This is a genomic window from Neobacillus phoenicis (assembly GCF_047302305.1).
In the GTDB taxonomy this organism is placed as follows: Bacteria; Bacillota; Bacilli; order Bacillales; family Cytobacillaceae; genus Neobacillus.
Genome location: NZ_CP154847.1, coordinates 4,282,399 through 4,302,642, shown reverse-complemented (window position 1 = coordinate 4,302,642; position 20,244 = coordinate 4,282,399). Strand labels below are relative to the sequence as shown.

20 protein-coding genes and 1 pseudogene are annotated in these 20,244 nt (G+C 37.0%); 13 read left to right on the top strand and 8 right to left on the bottom strand.

Going from position 1 to position 20,244, the window contains the following annotated elements; all coding sequences use genetic code 11:
• Positions 1–9 precede the first annotated feature (9 nt).
• From AA0X95_RS22070 to AA0X95_RS22060, 3 genes are all read right to left on the bottom strand, one after another.
• Positions 10–1,164 (bottom strand): aminotransferase A, encoded by a 1,155-nt coding sequence (locus tag AA0X95_RS22070; RefSeq protein WP_413301615.1) that lies wholly within the window; start codon positions 1,162–1,164, stop codon positions 10–12.
• 162 nt (positions 1,165–1,326) lie between these two features.
• Positions 1,327–1,527: a hypothetical protein gene (locus AA0X95_RS22065; RefSeq protein WP_413301613.1), complete on the bottom strand. Its 201-nt coding sequence runs from the start codon at positions 1,525–1,527 to the stop codon at positions 1,327–1,329.
• Between the two features lie 576 nt (positions 1,528–2,103).
• Positions 2,104–2,601 carry a YkyB family protein gene (locus tag AA0X95_RS22060; RefSeq protein WP_413301611.1) on the bottom strand — a complete coding sequence of 166 codons (498 nt, stop codon included), beginning with the start codon at positions 2,599–2,601 and terminating at the stop codon, positions 2,104–2,106.
• A 199-nt stretch (positions 2,602–2,800) separates the two neighbouring features.
• Here AA0X95_RS22060 and AA0X95_RS22055 point away from each other — a divergent pair, with 199 nt between their 5' ends.
• On the top strand, positions 2,801–4,915 hold the full coding sequence (locus AA0X95_RS22055; protein ID WP_413301609.1) for an EAL domain-containing protein: 2,115 nt from the start codon (positions 2,801–2,803) through the stop codon (positions 4,913–4,915).
• A 41-nt stretch (positions 4,916–4,956) separates the two neighbouring features.
• Here the strand turns inward: AA0X95_RS22055 and AA0X95_RS22050 are convergent, their stop codons facing one another.
• The 3 genes and pseudogenes from AA0X95_RS22050 to AA0X95_RS22040 form a co-directional block, all read right to left on the bottom strand.
• Positions 4,957–5,835 carry a metallophosphoesterase gene (locus AA0X95_RS22050; protein WP_413310164.1) on the bottom strand — a complete coding sequence of 293 codons (879 nt, stop codon included), beginning with the start codon at positions 5,833–5,835 and terminating at the stop codon, positions 4,957–4,959.
• A gap of 306 nt (positions 5,836–6,141) precedes the next feature.
• A pseudogene (locus AA0X95_RS22045) lies at positions 6,142–6,455 on the bottom strand (transposase); the annotation flags it as partial.
• 329 nt (positions 6,456–6,784) lie between these two features.
• A complete protein-coding gene (locus tag AA0X95_RS22040) occupies positions 6,785–7,633 on the bottom strand; it encodes a C39 family peptidase (RefSeq protein ID WP_413301607.1) in 849 nt (282 codons plus the stop codon).
• Positions 7,634–7,835: 202 nt separating this feature from the next.
• On the opposite strand from AA0X95_RS22040, the gene AA0X95_RS22035 reads away from it, so the two are divergent.
• The 12 genes from AA0X95_RS22035 (at position 7,836) to AA0X95_RS21980 (ending at position 18,228) form a co-directional block, all read left to right on the top strand.
• Positions 7,836–9,047, top strand: a complete 1,212-nt coding sequence (locus AA0X95_RS22035; protein ID WP_413301605.1) for an EAL-associated domain-containing protein — start codon at positions 7,836–7,838, stop codon at positions 9,045–9,047.
• 99 nt (positions 9,048–9,146) lie between these two features.
• Positions 9,147–9,380 carry a hypothetical protein gene (locus AA0X95_RS22030; RefSeq protein ID WP_413301603.1) on the top strand — a complete coding sequence of 78 codons (234 nt, stop codon included), beginning with the start codon at positions 9,147–9,149 and terminating at the stop codon, positions 9,378–9,380.
• A gap of 224 nt (positions 9,381–9,604) precedes the next feature.
• Positions 9,605–9,841 (top strand): YkuJ family protein, encoded by a 237-nt coding sequence (locus tag AA0X95_RS22025; protein WP_040204715.1) that lies wholly within the window; start codon positions 9,605–9,607, stop codon positions 9,839–9,841.
• A 110-nt stretch (positions 9,842–9,951) separates the two neighbouring features.
• Positions 9,952–10,395, top strand: coding sequence for a cyclic-di-AMP-binding protein CbpB (gene cbpB, locus AA0X95_RS22020; RefSeq protein ID WP_413301601.1), 444 nt, complete (start codon positions 9,952–9,954; stop codon positions 10,393–10,395).
• Between the two features lie 55 nt (positions 10,396–10,450).
• A complete protein-coding gene (locus AA0X95_RS22015) occupies positions 10,451–11,965 on the top strand; it encodes an MDR family MFS transporter (protein WP_413301599.1) in 1,515 nt (504 codons plus the stop codon).
• A 31-nt stretch (positions 11,966–11,996) separates the two neighbouring features.
• On the top strand, positions 11,997–12,884 hold the full coding sequence (locus tag AA0X95_RS22010; RefSeq protein WP_413301597.1) for a LysR family transcriptional regulator: 888 nt from the start codon (positions 11,997–11,999) through the stop codon (positions 12,882–12,884).
• 109 nt (positions 12,885–12,993) lie between these two features.
• Positions 12,994–13,704 carry a 2,3,4,5-tetrahydropyridine-2,6-dicarboxylate N-acetyltransferase gene (gene dapD / locus AA0X95_RS22005; protein WP_413301595.1) on the top strand — a complete coding sequence of 237 codons (711 nt, stop codon included), beginning with the start codon at positions 12,994–12,996 and terminating at the stop codon, positions 13,702–13,704.
• A gap of 56 nt (positions 13,705–13,760) precedes the next feature.
• The gene (locus AA0X95_RS22000; RefSeq protein WP_413301593.1) at positions 13,761–14,900 is read left to right on the top strand and encodes an N-acetyldiaminopimelate deacetylase; all 1,140 of its coding nucleotides are present in this window, start codon (positions 13,761–13,763) and stop codon (positions 14,898–14,900) included.
• Between the two features lie 270 nt (positions 14,901–15,170).
• Positions 15,171–15,719 carry a peroxiredoxin gene (locus AA0X95_RS21995; protein WP_413301591.1) on the top strand — a complete coding sequence of 183 codons (549 nt, stop codon included), beginning with the start codon at positions 15,171–15,173 and terminating at the stop codon, positions 15,717–15,719.
• Positions 15,720–15,788: 69 nt separating this feature from the next.
• Complete coding sequence (locus AA0X95_RS21990) at positions 15,789–16,244, top strand: TlpA disulfide reductase family protein (protein ID WP_413301589.1); 456 nt, start codon at positions 15,789–15,791, stop codon at positions 16,242–16,244.
• Positions 16,245–16,586: 342 nt separating this feature from the next.
• Positions 16,587–17,498 (top strand): DUF4349 domain-containing protein, encoded by a 912-nt coding sequence (locus tag AA0X95_RS21985; RefSeq protein ID WP_413301588.1) that lies wholly within the window; start codon positions 16,587–16,589, stop codon positions 17,496–17,498.
• A gap of 70 nt (positions 17,499–17,568) precedes the next feature.
• Complete coding sequence (locus tag AA0X95_RS21980) at positions 17,569–18,228, top strand: potassium channel family protein (protein WP_413301586.1); 660 nt, start codon at positions 17,569–17,571, stop codon at positions 18,226–18,228.
• Positions 18,229–18,269: 41 nt separating this feature from the next.
• Here the strand turns inward: AA0X95_RS21980 and rnjA are convergent, their stop codons facing one another.
• Positions 18,270–19,937, bottom strand: a complete 1,668-nt coding sequence (rnjA, locus tag AA0X95_RS21975; RefSeq protein WP_413301584.1) for a ribonuclease J1 — start codon at positions 19,935–19,937, stop codon at positions 18,270–18,272.
• Positions 19,938–19,940: 3 nt separating this feature from the next.
• Complete coding sequence (locus AA0X95_RS21970; RefSeq protein WP_413301582.1) at positions 19,941–20,153, bottom strand: DNA-dependent RNA polymerase subunit epsilon; 213 nt, start codon at positions 20,151–20,153, stop codon at positions 19,941–19,943.
• Positions 20,154–20,244: the final 91 nt, after the last annotated feature.

Below are 20,244 nucleotides of genomic sequence, written 5' to 3'. Positions count from 1 at the left end.
GGGTTTTGATTATTTCCAAGTATTCATAAATTGTTCCATTCGATCGAGCCCATTTTCTAGCGTTTCCATGGAGCAGGCAAAGGATAGACGGAAATAACCTTCTCCAAATTCTGAAAATGCACTGCCGGGAATTACGGCAACCTTTGTTTCATTCACCAGTTTGATGGCAAAATCAAAGCTATTTAATGGAATTGCCTCAGGAATTTTAACAAAGAAATAAAATGCTCCATCAGGCTTAACTGTTTCAAGGCCCATGGATGTTAACCGCTGAAACACATAATCCCTTCTTATCACATATTCTTCTTTCATAGCAGAAGCATCATTTATCCCTACTGTTAAAGCCTCTAATGCGGCTTTTTGAGCAATCGAATTAGCGCATGAGACATTATATTGATGCACCTTTAAAATGTGCTTTGTAAGGTTTTCTGGTGCAAATAGAAAGCCTATTCTCCAGCCGGTCATGGAGTGGGATTTCGAAAGGCCATTAATCACAATGGTTTGTTCTTTTAAGAAACGCGCAATAGATGAGTGTTTCTGGTCATAGGTAAGCTCACTGTAGATTTCATCTGCAAGAACAAAGATGTCTTTATCTTTTAAAAAATTTGCGATATCTTTGACCTCGGCCTCTGAAAGACTGACACCAGTGGGATTGGATGGATAGGGAAGCACAACACATCGTGTCTTCTCAGTGATATATGGTTTTATCGTTTCTAAAGTGAAACGAAATTGATTTTCTCTAAGATCTACATGTATTGGTACAGCACCCATCATGCGGATAATGGGTTCATATCCTGGATAAATAGGACCAGGTAAAATAACTTCCGTCCCTTCCGCCAGTATGGTTCGGAAAGCAATATCTATCGCCTCACTTGCCCCAACAGTTACAATTATTTCGGACTCTGCGTGATATTTCAAATCATATTTTTTTTCAACAAAATCACAAGCAGCCTTACGTAATTCAATTGTTCCTGCATTGTGAGTATAGGAAGTAAAATCTTTTTCAATCGCAGAAATCCCAGCATTTTTCACATGTTCTGGTGTAGGAAAATCAGGCTGTCCTATGGTAAACGAGATAAGGTCATCCATGTGAGAAACCATATTAAAGAATTTTCTGATTCCTGAGATTTCGATATTTTTAACTCTGTTATTCACTAAATGTTCCAACTTTTGTCCATCCTTCCAATTAAGGATTAATCTTCGTTTAGGATATCATGATTTTAGAAAATTTGTAAGCAAGCTATCAACAATTAAATTAAAAACGGTCTGAGAAATCTCAGACCGTTTTTTAGGGGGAGGGGAATTTTATATCAAAATGTTTGGGTATGATTAATAACCGTAATCCCAGTCGATGTCATCTTCATGCCAAAATACAGGTGACACGGAACCAAATTCAATGACTTTCTCATCAAGCTTGCAACTGCATTGCTCACAACTGCATTGCTCTTTTATTTCTTCGTAAAAGGAATGTTCAACATCTTCAATAAATGTAATGTTCTGCTCCTGAAATAGAATGGCAGTTCCTTTCATAATTAAAGCACCTCCTTTAAAGTTATACTAATGTTTTGGAATGACTTCTTATGACTGTATTGTAATGCTGTTTTTAACCAGAGTCTATCGGCTTGTGATTATGTTCACAAAATTATCAAGAAGTTGTAGCGAATTTAAGAAATTCTTATATCAATGGCTGTGTTATAACTGACTGTTGGTTTCACAGTGTTTGAAATATAAAGGGAAAAATTCCGCTTAAATTGGGAAATACCCTTATTTCCTTAAAAATAAGGGTATTTTTTCCGTTTATTTGATTCAAATCGTTGGATTTTGTCTTATTTTAGAGCAGTTAAGGGGAATTTTTCCGCTTATTTCTGCTTATTAAGCTTACTTTTTATACTATAGCGGGAATTTCTCCCCTTATGATTCTCATGCCTACACAAAAATTAACAATGAATGATAACAGAGCCATATAAATAAAAAAGTGACCATTGGTATTTGGTCACCTTCTTCTTAACTAATTGACTTTGTTAAAATTCTCTGTTGATTTCCGCTCCAGGCACTTCGCTCCAATCAACATTGTTTATAGAACAACATAGCCCTTAACACAGCCTATTAAGAGTATCTTTCTCCTAATTTCTTGAATATTGGTTTTTGGTATGGTCGCTGATTTTTCTTGGATACGGATGTTGTATTCTCTATTTCAGTTATTCCTGTGTAGGCTTGCAATAAAGCTTTAGCAAAACTTAGTGAAAGGGTCGCCTTTGGATTTCTTACTCGTCCATCAAGTTTACCAAGATGGGGAAGTTCATGGAAATCAGATTTAATGGGAGGAATATGGAAGGTGTATCTGCCACATTCAACGAGCACATCGGATTGCTGTTGGCTGTTTCTAGGGTTTTCTGAAAAGTGGAGTCCTACTTTTTTTGCCTTGCCTTCTTGAATTAATTTTTTTAATGATTCCTGTTTTAATTTGTACAAGAATTTGGGATTAGTTGCTGTTTTTGCATGGCGATTCACAATAAAGACTGCTTGAGCGAGGTTTTCGATGGTTAGATTTAGTTTGGATAGGGGATATTTCTGGTCGTGATTCAAGTTATGTTCTCCTTTCATTTTGTTAAAGCAACTATATTATACCTCTTTTTTAAAAAAATAGAAACATAGCAATAATTCGGTCTGATAAATTTTGGCGAAATAATCATTATTTTCAATAAAATACTTTCATTCAATTAAATTCATTGTAAAATAGAAATACTAGAATGTAAAAATATTATAGTAAGAAATCAGAACTTTTCAGCTGAAGGATGATTTAATGGAGCATTTAAATAATTTATTAACGAATGAATTAGCTTCTGGCAAAGCCAGCGGAAAAATACAGAAGATTATCTTTGATATTATTTTTCAGCACATTCAAGATATGGTCTTTGTTATGAAGGTAGAGGAAGGACCACAGTTTCGATATATATTTGTCAACGAATCTGGCATGAAAAAAGCTAATCTTTCTGTGGAATCCATTGGAAAGACCTTTCACGAAGTGCTGCCCCTTTCATTCGCAAATTCCCTTCAGCGAAAATATGAGAAATTATTAAAAAAGAAAACAGTCATAACCTTCGACGACCAGTTTGAATTAATGGATGGAAGAACAATTTACGGTGAAACTCTCTTAACTCCCGTTTTGGATCAAGACAATTCCATTAGTTATATTGTGGCAGTTACAAGAGATGTGACTGAATGGTTAAATGAGAAAAATAAAATTATTGAAAGCGAGCAGAGATATCGATCCATAATTGAACATAACCTTGATTCTATTTTTACAATTAACCTGAATGGGAAAATTCTAGAAGCCAATCCTGCTGCTTCACTATTAACCGGCTACTCAGAAAAACAGATGATCAATCGATCCATTTACGACTTTATAACTGACAGGGATATAGAGAAATTTAAAGTACTCTTACAGAAATCCTGTACTGGCATAGCTCTTGAGGCACATGATTGTAAGGTTATTCATTCGAAGGGCTATTTACTTATTGTCCATATTAAAACAGTTCCGATTGTCATTCATAACGAAATCAAAGGACTATATGTGATATTAAAGGACCTATCAGAAAAAGTTAAAAATATGGAAATGATAAAATTTATGGCCTTTCATGATCAATTAACGGGATTATTAAATCGAAGAGCCCTACTGGAACAATTAAATGATCAAATTCATTCACCTGAAAATAAAGTAAAAGGGTTTGCATTAATTTCAATCGATCTTGACAGGTTTAAGTTCCTTAACGATACTCTCGGTCATTTAGCAGGAGATGAGATTCTAAAAAAAGTAGCTGATCGATTATCTCAATTTCAAAGTGATACATGCTATATTTACCGTCAAGGCGGTGACGAATTTACTGTGCTCTTGCTTGCGGCTAATCGTGAAATGGCCAGTTCTTTTGTAAGAAAAGTATTTTCTATCTTCTCACAATCCTTTTATTTAAATACCCAGGAGTATTATATTTCACCCAGCATAGGTATAAGCTTATATCCCGATGACGGTAATGATGCCGAGATGCTGATCAAAAACGCTGACGAGGCACTTTATCGTGTGAAGGAAAGAGGAAAGGCACATTTTCAATTTTATCGTACTGATATGAATTCTGCCTTTACCAATGTGGTTACGTTAGAGACTCACTTGCGAAAGGCTATTGAAAAAGATGAGCTCTCTTTGTTTTATCAGCCCCAGGTTACTATCGCTACAGGAGAAGTAAAGAGTTTTGAAGCCCTGCTGCGATGGAAAGATCGTGAATTTGGGTTTATTTCACCTAATGTATTTATTCCCTTGGCAGAAGATACGGGTCTAATCATCCCAATTGGTTATTGGGTAATTGAAAAGGCTTGTCAACAAATCCACACCTGGGATTCTTTGGGATATAGGGATATTCGTGTAGCGATAAATATATCGCCTAAACAATTCTTGCATCTAAACCTAGTTCCTTTCATTCAATCAATGATCCAGACCTATGGAATACAAGCTTCTTCTTTAGGTATTGAAATTACTGAAGGTGCCATGCAGGATACAAAAGAAACGATTCCTATTCTAAAAAAATTGAAGGAGCTAGGCGTATCCATTTCAGTTGACGACTTTGGAACAGGTTATTCGTCCTTAAGTTATTTAAAACAATTTCCTATTGATGGCTTAAAAATCGATCAATCATTTATTAGAGATATTCTGGTGGATCAAAAAGATGCTGCTATTATCAGGTCGATTATACACTTAGGCCAAAGTTTAGGGTTGGAAGTGATTGCTGAGGGTGTGGAGGGTCAACAACAAGTTGAATTTTTAGCTAAGGCGAAGTGTGATAAAATTCAAGGATATTTTTACTCAAAACCCATTCCTGTTGATGAACTTGAGAAGAAATTTTTGAAAAGAAATGCCGGAAACTAACACGAGGAAATCCTTATCATTTGTCATTTGATAAGGATTTTTTATTTGTCTTCTGTTGAGAATAAGGTGAAAATGGTTAGCTCTGGTTTGGACATAAACCGAAAAGGTAATCTAGTCGTTCCAATGCCTCTGTTGACATATAGAGTTAACTTGTGATTATTTCCTATGGTATAAAGTCCCTCTGGATAGTTTTTGGCATAAGGCGGAATAACAAGCGGACCAATGAAGGGAAGTTTAACTTGTCCACCATGGCTATGGCCGCTTATTTGCCAATTAACCGGGTATTGTGCAGCTGTTTCGGCAAGGTCTGGGGCATGTGAAAGTAAGATCTTAAAACAATCTCTAGGAACATTTTTTAAGGCAAGAGGTAAATTGGGCCTCCCTAACATGGCATCATCAATTCCTAATAAAAAGATAGCACTTCCATCCTTTAATTTAATCTCTTTTGCTGCATTTAGTAAGACGCTGAAATTAGTGGTTTCCATAATATTTCTGTAAATGTCTGAACCATATCCACCATGATCATGATTACCAAATATGCAATACTTTCCTAGGGGGGCATGTAATTTTTCTAAAAGACCTACAAGTTTATTCATTTCCTTGTATTTATTTGGCTCGTCCATTAAATCTCCAGTAAATATAATAATATCTGGCTGTATAGTATTTATTTTATCGACTAACCCTTTGAATTGGTTAAGAGTGTATTGAAATCCCAGGTGTGTATCGCTAAATTGGACCATCTTAATACCATTAAACCCTTTAGGGATTAACGGGTGTTTTATTTGTTGTTCTTGGATATCGAGTAATGAAGGTTCAATGCGATTTGCATAAAGATAGCCCCCCGAACTTACTCCGAGAACAGTAAGAAATGAACCGAATGAGCGTTTTAGAAATGTTCTCCTCGACTGCTTAGCCATTATTTCTACCAGCCTTCTGTTATTGGACCTAAAGGGGCCCTTTAATATTGTCTTTAAAATTACCCCATATTGCAAGTGAAAAAGGTACTTGGTAGTTTTTATGCATATAGGGTTCAAAAGATACTAATAAAAACTAATAAAGGCAAACAAATTGGCTCCCAAAGATTGTCCCTGTTTAATGGCCTGTTGATTTCCGCTCCGGGCACTCGCTTTCCGCGGGGAGGTCCTGGAGCCTCCTCGTCGCTTTTGCTCCTGCGGGGTCTCCAGTGACCTCTACATCCCGCAGGAGTCGAGTGCCCTCCGCTCCAATCAACAGGGGCAAATCAACCTAGGTTTGCAACACACTTTTTCTAACTTTGCTAAGTGTGTTGCAATCTTTTCAATGTTTTGGCAGGCTGAAGTAAGAAGAGCATGTTCACTCACATTCAATTAATCCCCGTAAAAGCCACTAGCGAAGCCCATGCAGCTCTTTTGAGTATGCGAAGCTTCGCTCAATTTTTTCCTTTCTAAATTCATTAAGCATTTTTTGCCGATTTAGATAATTGATTTGACCTTACCTTTTCCTTATGCTCATCCTCTACATGTCGTGTAACAACTTTTACTTTATTTTTTGAATGTGTACAAGCTGTAAAATGGATGTATCTTTTCAAAAAGAAACGAAAAATAAATATATTTATCAGTCAAACGTAGAAGATGGTTAACAGGGATCTATTCATCAATACAAATTCATAACCACATTAGCTAAGGGAGACCCCGCAGGAGCGTAGCGACGAGGAGGCTCCCCTGCACGCCCGCGGAAAGCGAAGTGCCTGGAGCGCCAATCAACAGACAAATTGAAGGCAATAAAATAATGTTATAGTAAATTAATACGGTGAATCGTTAAAGAGTATAGATAATATAAAAGGCTGCCGAGAGCTTTTCGACAGCCTGAGACAGTCATTTGACTGCCTTATTATTTATAACTTACTGCCCTACTTTGCAGGGCTTTCCAGGAGGAGATAAACTGTGTTTTACCAACTCTCACCTGTTTTCTACCTGATAGTGGATCATTTAAATACACGTAATTGGCATCAAACCCGACTAACACTACCGCATGTAAATCAAGAGGTGTCTTGATGTATTGTTTTCCATGGTACCAGCCTTCCCACCGGTCAGGGAGTCGGTAATCTCCAGTCGTCCAAACTACAACTGGATAACCCGCAGCTACGTGCTCTAATACTTTGTCAAATGGTTGGTTAGTCAAATTAACCGCTCTTCCCGGAAGTTTTTGATTAATTAATGCAATCATCGGTTTGTCAAACACAGCATACCCAGCTCTTCGACCAGTCATGTCCCCGACGAATCCATCATGAGGATTTCCCCAGCGTAGTATGTCTCCTCTAGTTGAACGAACAATCGGATCTGGGTCTTTTTTGATAGAGCGGTAAAGGTCCATTTTGTTGGTTTTCACGCCAGCATAATTCAAAACCATCGCTAAACTTGTAACTTCACACCCATAACGCAACTCCGGGTTTTGTTTGATTAAAACTACATTAAGCATGGCAGAATTTTTTTTCGGTGGAGCACTAACAGAGTTACTCTTTATTGGCTTGTTTTTTACATTTATTATTTGGTCTTTAACGTCGGTTATGGTATTTGATTTATTAGTTAAAGGGACGGTCAGTGATTTGTCCTCAGAAATCTTACTTTCCGGTACTCTAGACTCTGTTTTTTCAATGTTAGAGCTAGAATTTGTATTCGCATTAAAGTGGCTGCAACCAAACATAGGAAGGAGTAAGGCTACCAAGCAAAGCTTCTTCAAAAATAATCCTCCTTTAACCCTCATATAAAGCATTGATCTTTTAGTATTAGCGTCTGCTTTATAGACGCTTAAGTCAAAATTAAGGGCTTGTATGTAGGATGTGATTGTATCTATGTTGCTATAATGGTATCCTTTTGGAAAAGAACGAGAAACGGCACGTACGCGTATGGTATAATGAAAATATTTTTTTGGAGGTACTTAGATGGATGCTTTGGATATCCTGTCGGATGTTGAAAATTGCTTTCCTTATTTTCAGCCGATTTTTAGTGCCGATGAACAGCGGGTTATAGCCTATGAGGTCCTAGGTAGATACCAATCTGAAGGCAATATTATAAGTTTGGGTCCTTTTTTTCAAGACGAAGAGATCCCTGATGAATATAAATACGAAGTGGATTTAATTATTGTTAAAAAGGCTCTTGAAAAAACATTGGAATTGGATCCTGATATTCGCTTGTTTTTAAATCGGAATGCCGATTTATTAATGTATAAACACGGGGAACCTTTTTTACAGGAACTATTAAGTTTTGAGAAAAGAGGGTTAAATCTTCAGCGAATAGTTTTGGAAATCTCTGATCGTAATTTCAATGGCGATGTGGATCAATTTGACCATCTACTGCAGTATTACCGGACCTATGGTATTAAAATTGCCATAGCAAGTGTTGACAGTGAGAGCCATTATTTTGAACGTCTAGGTCAGCTTAATCCAGATATACTAAAGATCAATTTGCATCCGCTCAAATCAACGTCAACTGGAATGAACTTTAATGATGTCTTATTTTCCTTATCGCTTTTTGCAAGGAAAATAGGTGCTACTCTTTTGTTTGAAAATATTGAAATGAGTTATCAGCTACAATTTGCCTGGAAAAATGGAGGTCATTATTATCAGGGATATTACTTACACCCACCATCTGCAGCTTTTATTGAACGTGACTTATTAAAAAATCGGTTAAAAGAAAAGTTTCATGATTTTATTTCGTATGAAAAGAAAAAGTTAGAGGCTGTTTTTACCACTGCTGAAAACTTTCAAGCAAAGGTTCAGGAGTTAGTACTAAAAAACAGAAAAGTAACTTATGAAGAACTTTTTCAGGCTTTGATAAAAGAACTGGATCAAGTGGCATTTAGGATGTATATATGTGACGAAGATGGTTTTCAAAAGTCTGCAAATATTTTTAAAGATAAAAATAGCTGGATCAGCCAATCTGAGTACATGAATAAAAATTGGAGTTGGCGTCCCTATTTTTTAGAAAACATAATAAAAATGCGTCATGATCAAAAAGGTATCCTGTCGGATTTATATTGTGACATTGAAACAGGTGAAACCATTCGAACTTTCTCGTTTCCGATAAATGGAAATGATTATTTATTTATCGATATCTCGTACCAATATTTATTTGAGCACGATCAACTTCTTTAATCATACGGTTGAATAGAAAGAATCCTGGAGTGGCATTTTAATGAAGAAGGAACTACAGCCGGTCAGTACGGAACACTTCATTAAAAAGGGGTTTTGTTTATGGGGTTTATCAATATTCTTGGAGTTCTAATCATTGCAATTCTTGCCGTTTCGGCTATTTATACGTTGGTTTTAGGTAGACAGCAGAAAGTGGTTGAAGGGAATATGGATACTCAAATAGAAAAACATGTACAAAAGCATGCATATATAAAAAATCCAATTTTCTTAGCCTACGGAATCTTTTTTGCTTTACTTCTTTTCATCATTTTTTTCGTTGCCATTACTTTTTACTGATGGGTCTCAATAGGAGATCCATTTTTTTATGCAATTTCGAAAAAAAATACCCAATTCTTTATTTTTACTTGGACAAATGGAGTTTGTTATTTTATTCTTTTAATATTGGCATATAAATTATATCGTTTGTTAAAATTTGAAAAATTTTCAATCTGGATAGAATTAGGCCAAATGAGAAACATAACTGTATACAGTTTGTTTGTGTTTGAAAGGAGAAGAAGCAAATGTCACAGCTTCAAGGTATATTAACAAGATTAAAAAACCTTCAGGAACAATCAAATAGTGGTGAACCGGCACAACGCTATTTTGAGGTAAATGGTGAAAGAAAGTGTCAGGTAACATTTCATCCGAAAACAGAAACATTTGAATTAGAAATATATAACGAGAAAGAAAAGCCAAAAAGATATCAATTTGATAATATTGATATGATTACAATTGAAATTTTTGATTTGATTCAATAGGAACCCTTGGGTTCCTTTCTTTTTCGGATTTGATTTAAATTTTTAACAGACCCCCGAAAACTATGATAAAATGAGTCTGTAGAAAAACAAATATTGAGGAGTTTTCGGCGATGATCAGTCTTCCAAGCGGGGAATTTTTAGAGTATACGATAGAAGAATTAATGATACCATCAGAGCGCGTTGCACATGTGCAAATCGGAAACAATCTCGAACATGCATTGTTGGTCTTAACAAAAAGTGGTTATACTGCTATACCTGTATTAGACCCGCACTATAAGCTACATGGGTTAATCAGTACCCCCATCATAATGGATTCTATTTTGGGCCTTGAACGGATTGAATTTGAAACGCTTGAAAATAAACGGGTGGAAGAGGTCATGAAGAGTTCCATACCTCGAGTAAAAGTGACTGATTCAATCTATAGGTGCTTGGATTTATTGGTTAACCATCCATTCCTTTGTGTGGAAACAGAGGAAGGTTTTTTTGAGGGCATACTTCCAAGAAGCACAGTATTAAACCAACTAAACAAAGTAGTAAAAAGGTTTAAAAAATAGGATGGTAAGAGCTCCCAAATAGGGAGCTGTATTTATTTAGATATGAGGTGTTAGGATGAGTGATGCCACGACTAAGAATGCAGTAGGGAATGCCCGAAAAAAACAAACGAAAAAGCCACTTGTATTAGCGTCTGTTATGCTAGCTATGTTTATGGGGGCGATTGAGGCAACGATTGTTTCAACCGCGATGCCGGCAATAGTAGCTGATTTGGGTGGATTCACACTTTATAGTTGGGTTTTTTCTGCCTACCTTTTAATGAATTCAATAACGGTACTTATCTATGGTAAACTATCAGATTTGTTCGGGCGGAAGCCGATTCTCACGTTTGGGATTATTATTTTCTTACTAGGGTCTATTCTTTGTGGGTTTGCGACATCTATGAAAACACTCATCATCTTTCGATTGATTCAAGGATTCGGTGCAGGTGCTGTTATGCCGATCGCGACAACTATTGTCGGAGATATATACACAGCTGAAGAAAGAGCAAAGATTCAGGGGTATCTATCAAGTGTATGGGGGATATCCGCCATTACAGGTCCTGCTGTCGGTGGATTACTGGTTCAATATGTCAGTTGGCATTATGTTTTTTGGATAAACATTCCTCTTGGTATACTCTCCTTAGTAGGGCTATGGATGTATCTCCATGAAAATGTTGAAAAGAAAAAACATGACATTGATTATATTGGGGCGGCTTTATTAACTATTACTATATCCTCACTCATGTTTGTCCTTGTAGAAGCAGGAAGCCATTGGGAATGGGGATCATGGCAAATTATTAGTCTTTTAGTTTTATCAGTACTAACATTGATTGCATTCGTTTTTCAGGAAAGTCGTGCGATTGAGCCGGTTATGCCATTTTCAATATGGAAAGAGCGTTCCATTTTTATTGCTAATATAACTTCATTGACTACTGGGATTATGTTAATTGGAATATCAAGCTTTCTACCAACGTTTGTTCAAGGCGTTATGGAACAAACACCTATTATAGCCGGTTTTACATTAACTACGATGTCTATTGGCTGGCCAATTGCCTCTACACTTGCAGGGAGGATGCTTATCTCGATGGGCTATCGTAAAACGTCTCTGATTGGTGGAGTGTTCTTGATCCTGGGGAGTTTTGCTTTTGTTACGATGTCTTCTTCTTCTGGTCCAATATGGGCAGCTGTGGGGTCCTTTTTTGTTGGTGTAGGTATGGGCTTAACATCAACCGCATTTATTGTTTCCATTCAAAGTACTGTTAGCTGGCAGCAAAGAGGAATAGCCACAGCAGCAAACATGTTCATGCGAAATCTGGGCAATACAATTGGAGCAGCATTATTGGGAGGAATACTTAATAACAGATTGAATGCTTACTTTAGTCAAAAAGATCCATCTTTAGTAGTAGACGATACAAATATTCTCTTAAAGGCAAATGAGCGCGAAAACCTCGCGGGAGGGGTGCGACGGATCTTACAGGATGGGCTAACCTTATCTTTACATACGGTTTATTATGTGGTCCTTACATTTGCTATAATTAGTCTGATTTTAATAATTTTTATTCCGAAAAAGAAGGATGAAGGCTCTGTGTAAAGTTCACAGGGCTTTTTTAGGAGGGATAACGTTGTCCTCATTATCAGAGTTTTACTTATTATCTGTACTGGCACAAGAAATGAATATGCGAAAAGCTTCTGAGCGGCTGTTTGTTTCGCAACCTGCTCTTTCACAGCGCTTACAAACAATTGAAAAAGAATGGGGTACGAAATTATTTATTCGATCACAAAAGGGGTTAGCCTTAACTCCATCTGGAGAACATGTAATAGATTTTGCTAATGATGTACTAAAAAAACAGGAGAAGGTTCGTGAGACAATTCACTCCCTTCAATCAGGTGTATCAGGGACATTAAAAATTGCTGTTGCATCAATTGTAGGACAAAATTGGCTGCCACAAGTTTTAAAAAAGTTTATTGATAAATATCCACAAGCGAAAATTTCTTTAGTAACTGGATGGAGCAGTGAGATTTTAAAATGCCTATACGATGATCAGGTTCATATTGGGATTATACGTGGAACACCGGACTGGAAAGGGGTAAAGGTACACCTATTTAATGATCCTTTGTATTTAGTTGACAGAGAAATTACTAGACCAGAGCAAGTCTTGGTGACCGATCGCCCTTTTATTCAGTTTAAAAGTGATTCCAATTACTATCAGGAGATTCAAGATTGGTGGATGCGAAATTTTAAAATGTCCCCAAAGAGAACGGTTGTGGTTGACCAAATTGAAACCTGTAAACAGATGGCTTTTAATGGTATTGGCTATGCCATTTTACCGGGAATTACCTTAACTAAGGCTGAGAGGGATATTTTCAAGATTCCTCTTGTAAATGAGAATAATGAAGCATTAAAACGTGATACCTGGCTACTTGGTTATGAATCTTCTTTCCAGTTAAAGCAGGTTCAAGCATTTGTCGAACTTATTAAGGAACATATCGCCGAATCTTCAGAAGATTGATGTTGTTTTTCTTGTTTTCAACTCTTTTGTTTGTTAAAGTATTTTCTATAATAACTGAAGCGACTCGTCGCTTCTGCTTTTTTAGAACAACTACATAGGGGGCAACAAAATGAAAATGATCGATGCAAATGAAATTATCTCTTTTATCCAAAATAGTAAAAAATCGACTCCGGTTAAAGTGTATTTGAAGGGTGATTTAGAAGGATTAGATTTTGGCAGCGATTCTAAAGTATTTATTAACGGAAATACGGGTGTAGTTTTTGGTGAATGGTCAGAAATTAATGCAGTATTAGAAGCGAATAAAGAAAAAATAGAAGATTATGTACTAGAAAACGACCGCAGAAATTCTGCTATTCCACTTTTAGATACTAAAAACATCAATGCTCGTATCGAACCAGGTGTAATCATCCGTGATCAGGTGGAAATTGGTGATAACGCAGTTATTATGATGGGTGCAGTAATTAATATTGGTGCCGTTATTGGTGAGAAGACAATGATCGATATGGGTGTTGTTCTTGGAGGTCGAGCAACTGTTGGTAAAAACTGCCACATCGGTGCTGGCACTGTATTGGCAGGAGTAATTGAGCCACCATCAGCTAAGCCTGTTGTCATTGAGGATGATGTATTGATCGGTGCGAATGCAGTAGTACTTGAAGGTGTTACAGTTGGTACAGGCTCTGTAGTTGCTGCAGGAGCAGTTGTGACAAAAGACGTTCCACCGTACACAGTCGTAGCAGGAACGCCTGCAAAGAAAATCAAGGATATAGACGAAAAAACAAAATCAAAAACTGAAATAATGCAAGAGCTTCGTCAATTATAAGAAGAACAATACAAAGCGTGGAGCTTCTCCACGCTTGTTTTATAGGAGAGAAGAGGGTGAAGGTAGTGAATGAATTAATTAAAATCAGACGTGATTTACATCAAATTCCTGAACTTGGTTTTCAGGAGTTCAAGACACAGGCTTATTTGTTGTCATATCTAAAATCTCTACCACAGGAACGGCTTACTATTAAGGAGTGGAAGACGGGGTTATTTGTCATGCTCCAGGGGTTAAATCCTCAAAAAACGATTGGATACCGAACAGACATTGATGGTCTTCCAATAAGTGAGGAAACGGGATTATCTTTTTCCTCTAAACACGATTCAAATATGCATGCTTGCGGTCATGATTTCCACATGAGCATTGCTCTTGGGGTGTTAACTCATTTTATACGGAAGCCAATTAATGATAATCTTTTATTTGTTTTTCAACCTGCTGAAGAAGGTCCTGGAGGGGCAGAACCAATGTTGAATTCGGACATTATGCAGGAATGGAAACCGGATATGATTTTTGCTCTCCATATAGCACCAGAGCATCCTGTAGGAACAATTGCATTAAAGCCTGGGTTGTTATTTGCCAATACCTCAGAATTGTTTATTGACCTAATTGGAAAGGGAGGTCATGCTGCCTATCCCCACCAAACAAATGATATGGTTGTTGCAGCATGCATGCTGGTTAATCAGCTGCAAACAATTATCTCAAGAAATGTGGACCCATTAGATAGTGCTGTAGTGACTGTAGGAAAAATTACAGGGGGAACGGTTCAAAATATTATTGCTGAGAAAGCAAGGCTTGAAGGGACTATTCGGACATTGTCTCCAGAGTCAATGCGAAAAGTGAAACAACGGATAGAAGCCTTGGTAAAAGGGATCGAAACAGGCTTTGACTGTAAAGCGGTAATTGATTATGGTGCCATGTATTTTCAGGTAAATAATAATGAGTCAATTACAAAAGAATTCATTGAAACCATCAAAAGAGAGACTGATATCCGTGTGGTTGAATGTAAGGAAGCGATGACTGGCGAAGACTTTGGTTATATGCTCAAAGAAATTCCGGGGCTGATGTTTTGGCTTGGTGTAGACTCACCATTCGGTTTACATCATGCCAAATTAAATCCAAATGAAAGTGCAATCGATGTTGCAGTAAAAGCTATGACGACATATATCGAGTTTAAAGGAAACGAAAGTTACCTGTAATACAAGCCTTATCATTTCAACTTATCGTTTAGACATGATAAAATCAAATAGAATAAAAAGAATATTGTTACATATCGTCGTTTATTCTATTGCGAATAGGGCAAAACTTAATAAGGGAGATTTAGGTTATAGTTAATAATTAATATTTATTTAAATTAATTATAATTTAATATTGACTCAAAATAGTCTTTATCCTATAATGAAAATGTCAAAGGGATAGCAAATAAGACTTGCTATAAACTCATTATTTAATTATTGGAGGGATTCGAAATGCCAGAACGTATGGTAGGTAAACAAGCTCCACGATTTGAAATGGATGCTGTTATGCCAAACAAAGAATTTAAAAAAGTAAGTCTTGAAGAAAACATGAAAAATGATAAATGGACAGTATTGTTCTTCTATCCAATGGACTTCACATTTGTATGTCCAACTGAAATCACTGCATTGTCTGATCGTTATGATGAGTTCGAAGATCTTGATGCAGAAGTTATCGGCGTTTCAACTGATACGATCCATACTCACCTTGCTTGGATTAAAACAGATCGCAAAGAAAATGGACTTGGCGACTTAAACTATCCACTAGCTGCTGACACTAACCATGTTGTAGCACGTGACTATGGAGTGTTAATTGAAGAAGAAGGTATTGCATTACGTGGATTATTCATCATCAGCCCAGAAGGCGAATTAATGTACTCTGTTGTTAACCACAACAACATTGGCCGTGACGTAGATGAGACACTACGTGTTCTTCAAGCATTACAAACTGGTGGTCTTTGCCCAGCTAACTGGAAGCCTGGACAAGCTACACTTAATGTTTAATTTTTAACAAACAAAAGATAGACCTAACCTTTTTAAAGTGTTAGGTCTTTTTAATAGGAGGATTTTTAGATGAAATTACGTGAACCAATGCCGGAGTTAACGGGTGCAACAGAATGGTTAAACGGACAAGTGACTAGAGAGGATTTGATTGGGGAGAAACCAACATTAATCCATTTCTGGTCTGTTAGCTGTCATTTATGTAAGGAAGCGATGCCACAGGTAAATCAATTCCGTGATGATTTTAAGGACAAGCTAAATGTTGTGGCCGTTCATATGCCACGTTCTGAAAATGACTTGAACTTGGAAGATATCAAGCAAGTAGCGGCTGAACACGGTATCACTCAACCAATTTTTGTTGATAGTGAGCATAAGCTTACTGAAGCACTTGATAATCAATATGTTCCTGCCTATTATGTATTCGATCGTGAAGGAAAACTTCGACATTTCCAAGCAGGTGGAAGTGGAATGAAAATGCTTGAAAAGCGCGTAAATCGAGTACTAGATGAGTTGGAAAAAACAGAATAAAAGATAAGGAAAACTGTTCGTTTCATCAAACGGACAGTTTTTATTTATTCGGTAATGTTAAAGCGTATTGTTGATACCCTGTTGATTGGAGTGGAAGGCACGAAGACTCCTGCGGGAGTACGGGGCAGGGGAGACCCCGCAGGAGCAAAGCGACGAGGAGGCTTCCCGGCACGCCCGCGGAAAGCGAAGTGCCTGGAGCGGAAATCAACAGGCACTTTTAATATAGCCATTTATTTTTGTAGTGTTGTAACCTTGTGTCCATTTTATCGTCCGTATTAATAATACTGGATCCTCCAGTATGTATTCTGCCTTGCAAAGACGATATAAAGGGGTGTCAAGGTAATGAAAAGATTAATTAAATGGGTACCAATTTTTTTACTTGTTATGTGCATAGGTTTAGCAGGATGTAGTGCTAGCAGCAAAAATGAATCGGCTAAGATGAATGAAGACAAAGCCGTTATGGATTCTGCTCAATCTGGCAGCCAAAAGGAAACAATGAATGCTTCAGGTGAAAAAGCAAAGGGGGAACAAACAAACGAGCCTGGTAAACTAGAAGTAACCCGTCAGATGGTTATTTATCAGGCAGATTTGCAGCTCCGGGTAAAGAAATTTGAGAAGACAGTGCAAAGTTTAGAAGAAAAAGCAGTAAAATATGGAGGTTATATTTCAGAATCTAATGTGGCAAAAGAGGGTAACGAACAATTAAGCGGAAGGATTGTTATACGAATACCGCAAAAATATTTTCAAACCTTTCTACATGATGCGGAAGGGGAAGCAGTAGAAGTACTCCAAAGAAACATTTCTGGGCAAGATGTAACGGAAGAATATGTTGACCTTGAATCAAGATTAAAATCAAAAAGAGTGGTTGAAGAGCGGCTCCTGGCTTTTATGAAAAATGCATCCAAAACAGAAGATCTATTAAAAATATCCTCTGATTTAGCTGTTGTTCAGGAGGAAATTGAAACCGTTGAAGGGAGAATGAAATATCTAGAAAATCAAACATCCCTTTCTACTGTCACTATTACCCTTTACGAGAATAAGGTGAGCGTTCCAGACCTTAATAACGACCAGTTAAATACATGGGAAAAAACAAAAAAACAATTTATGAAGAGTACGAACTTGCTCTTAGTTTTCTTGTCAGGTCTTGTTGTTTTTATTATTGGTAACCTGCCTATCCTTATAGTATTGGTAGTCATCGGCTTCCTGGGATTCCTATTAATTAACAGGAGAAGAAAACGAAATAGACAAGAATAGTGGCGCTCCAAAGCATCAGAATGCTATGATAGTACCATAATGATTTTTGAGTTAGCGGGGGAGTCATATTATGAAGAAGAGTTATGCGGTAATAGGTTTAGGACGTTTTGGAGGAAGTATATGCCGGACTCTAACCGATGAAGGAATGGAAGTATTGGCTATTGATGTAAATGAAGAGCGAGTGAATGAATATGCGATGATTGCTTCCCATGCTGTGGTTGGCGATACAACAGATGAAAATGTTTTAAAGAGCCTCGGGATTCGAAATTTTGATCATGTAATTGTAGCCATTGGCGATGACATTCAATCGAGCATTTTAACTACCCTGATCTTAAAGGAACTAGGAGTTGCGCGTATTACAGTTAAAGCACAAAATGATTATCATGAAAAAGTCCTTAGGAAAATTGGAGCGGACCATGTTGTACACCCGGAAAGGGATATGGGAAAGCGAATTGCAACTAATATGGCCTCAAGTAATGTAGTTGATTATCTACAACTCTCAGATGAGCATAGCATAGTCGAGATCGTTGCTAACGGAAAGCTTAGTGGTCACACCATTATTGATTTGGATATCCGTAAGAAGTATGGGCTTAATATTGTTGCAATTAAAAGAGGGGAAGAAATTATTGTTTCTCCGCAAGCAAAGGAAACAATTTACCTTAATGATGTATTAATCGTTATTGGAAATGATACCGATATTGACCGATTTGAAAAGAAGGTCCTTGAATAAAGTAAAAGCTCCAGCCTCTTGGCTGGAGCTTTTTTTCTGCTTTACACTTCCATAATGATTGGAAGAATCATCGGTCTACGTTTTGTTTTTTCATAAAGGAATGGTGCTAACGTATCTGTAATTTCATTTTTAATTTCAGACCATTGGCTTGTTTTTCGTTCCATAACCTTATTTAAGTGTTTAGTAATTAAGTTCTGTGCATCATTGATTAGATCACCAGATTCTCTCATATAAACAAAGCCACGAGAAATAAGATCTGGTCCTGAGGCTATTTTAAATTCTTTCATATTAATGCTTACTACGACAACGACTAAACCTTCTTCTGAAAGAATTCTTCTATCGCGGAGAACGATATTTCCGATATCACCTACGCCGCTCCCATCAATATAGACAGAGCCGGAAGGGATTTTCCCTGCAACCTGTGCTGTATTTTCAGAGAGGGCTAATACTTCACCATTGTCCATTATAAAGCAATTTTCCTCTTCTACCCCACAATCAACTGCTAGCTTAGCATGCATTTTTTGCATCCGGTATTCACCATGGATTGGCATGAAGAATTTAGGTCTGATTAAACGCAGCATGAGTTTTTGTTCCTCTTGTCCACCGTGACCTGAAGTATGGATATTACTTAGTTTACCGTGGACAACCTCTGCGCCAGCTCTATATAGCATATTAATTGTTCTACTAACACTGATTGTATTCCCTGGAATTGGTGAAGAAGAAAATACAACAGTATCCCCAGGGATGATTTGAATTTGACGGTGTGTCCCATTAGCAATTCTTGAAAGTGCTGCCATCGGTTCACCCTGACTGCCTGTACAAAGGATCGTGACTTTATCTGCAGGAAGACGATTAATTTGATTGGCTTCAATAAATGTTTCCTTAGGTGCAGTAATATAACCTAATTCAAGTCCAATGTTAATAGCTGCTTCCATACTACGTCCAAAAACAGCTACCTTTCTACCATTTACAACAGCTGCTTCCACTACTTGCTGCAGTCTGTGAATATTAGATGCAAACGTAGCGAAGATGATTCGGCCATCAACTTTCCTGAAAATATCATGAATACTTTCACCTACACGACGCTCTGACATCGTGAAATCTGGTATTTCACTGTTCGTACTATCAGAAAGTAAACATAATACTCCCTCTTTACCGATTTCAGCCATTTTGGTCAAATTCGCTGGCTCTCCAACAGGGGTAAAATCAAATTTAAAATCACCTGTATGAACGACTTGACCAGGAGGTGTTTTCACAACAATACCATAGGAGTCAGGGATACTGTGAGTAGTACGGAAAAAAGTAACCGATGTTTTGCGGAATTTAATGATATCGTCTTCTTTAATTTCAATTAGTTTAGCATTTCTTAATAAGCCATGCTCTTCTAATTTATTTTTAATTAAACCCAATGCCAATTTGCCACCGTAAATAGGAATATTAATCTCACGAAGTAAGTAAGGAATTCCCCCAATGTGATCCTCATGTCCATGTGTGACAAATAAACCTTTAATTTTATCTTCATTTTTAACGAGGTAGGTGTAATCAGGTATTACATAATCGATACCTAATAACTCATCCTCGGGAAACTTAATTCCAGCATCAATTAAGATGATTTCATCCTGGAACTGCACTGCATACGTATTTTTGCCAATTTCACCTAAACCACCTAAGGCAAAAACAGCAGTTTGATCATTTTTTACAAATTTCATAAATTATCCAATCTCCAATACTTTAAAGTCTTCATTTTGTTTTTCATATTCTAAGAATGCTCCTTTTACTTCCTGTACAAATTCAACATTAAATCCACGATCAGCAATTTTTGTACGGACATCTCTAACCGATTCGCCTTCAACATAGATCGTTTTTGTGTTTTCTCTAACTGGTACTTCATTAATGCTTTGTTGGAAATATACTTTAAATATCATTACAATATCGCTCCTAACTTAGGTCATAACTTTTTCTATTATATAAAACATTTTCATCTTTTTCATTTATTTTTTTTGGCAGTCCTTGGAC

What these genes read in the sequence shown, in the direction of transcription:
- AA0X95_RS22065 (WP_413301613.1), bottom strand. Translation starts at nt 1,527, where the DNA reads ATGAAAGGAACTGCCATTCTATTTCAGGAGCAGAACATTACATTTATT.
- AA0X95_RS22060 (WP_413301611.1), bottom strand. Translation starts at nt 2,601, where the DNA reads ATGAAAGGAGAACATAACTTGAATCACGACCAGAAATATCCCCTATCC.
- AA0X95_RS22055 (WP_413301609.1), top strand. Translation starts at nt 2,801, where the DNA reads ATGGAGCATTTAAATAATTTATTAACGAATGAATTAGCTTCTGGCAAA.
- AA0X95_RS22035 (WP_413301605.1), top strand. Translation starts at nt 7,836, where the DNA reads ATGGATGCTTTGGATATCCTGTCGGATGTTGAAAATTGCTTTCCTTAT.
- AA0X95_RS22030 (WP_413301603.1), top strand. Translation starts at nt 9,147, where the DNA reads ATGGGGTTTATCAATATTCTTGGAGTTCTAATCATTGCAATTCTTGCC.
- AA0X95_RS22025 (WP_040204715.1), top strand. Translation starts at nt 9,605, where the DNA reads ATGTCACAGCTTCAAGGTATATTAACAAGATTAAAAAACCTTCAGGAA.
- cbpB (WP_413301601.1), top strand. Translation starts at nt 9,952, where the DNA reads ATGATCAGTCTTCCAAGCGGGGAATTTTTAGAGTATACGATAGAAGAA.
- AA0X95_RS22015 (WP_413301599.1), top strand. Translation starts at nt 10,451, where the DNA reads ATGAGTGATGCCACGACTAAGAATGCAGTAGGGAATGCCCGAAAAAAA.
- dapD (WP_413301595.1), top strand. Translation starts at nt 12,994, where the DNA reads ATGAAAATGATCGATGCAAATGAAATTATCTCTTTTATCCAAAATAGT.
- AA0X95_RS21995 (WP_413301591.1), top strand. Translation starts at nt 15,171, where the DNA reads ATGCCAGAACGTATGGTAGGTAAACAAGCTCCACGATTTGAAATGGAT.
- AA0X95_RS21990 (WP_413301589.1), top strand. Translation starts at nt 15,789, where the DNA reads ATGAAATTACGTGAACCAATGCCGGAGTTAACGGGTGCAACAGAATGG.
- AA0X95_RS21985 (WP_413301588.1), top strand. Translation starts at nt 16,587, where the DNA reads ATGAAAAGATTAATTAAATGGGTACCAATTTTTTTACTTGTTATGTGC.
- AA0X95_RS21980 (WP_413301586.1), top strand. Translation starts at nt 17,569, where the DNA reads ATGAAGAAGAGTTATGCGGTAATAGGTTTAGGACGTTTTGGAGGAAGT.
- rnjA (WP_413301584.1), bottom strand. Translation starts at nt 19,937, where the DNA reads ATGAAATTTGTAAAAAATGATCAAACTGCTGTTTTTGCCTTAGGTGGT.
- AA0X95_RS21970 (WP_413301582.1), bottom strand. Translation starts at nt 20,153, where the DNA reads ATGATATTTAAAGTATATTTCCAACAAAGCATTAATGAAGTACCAGTT.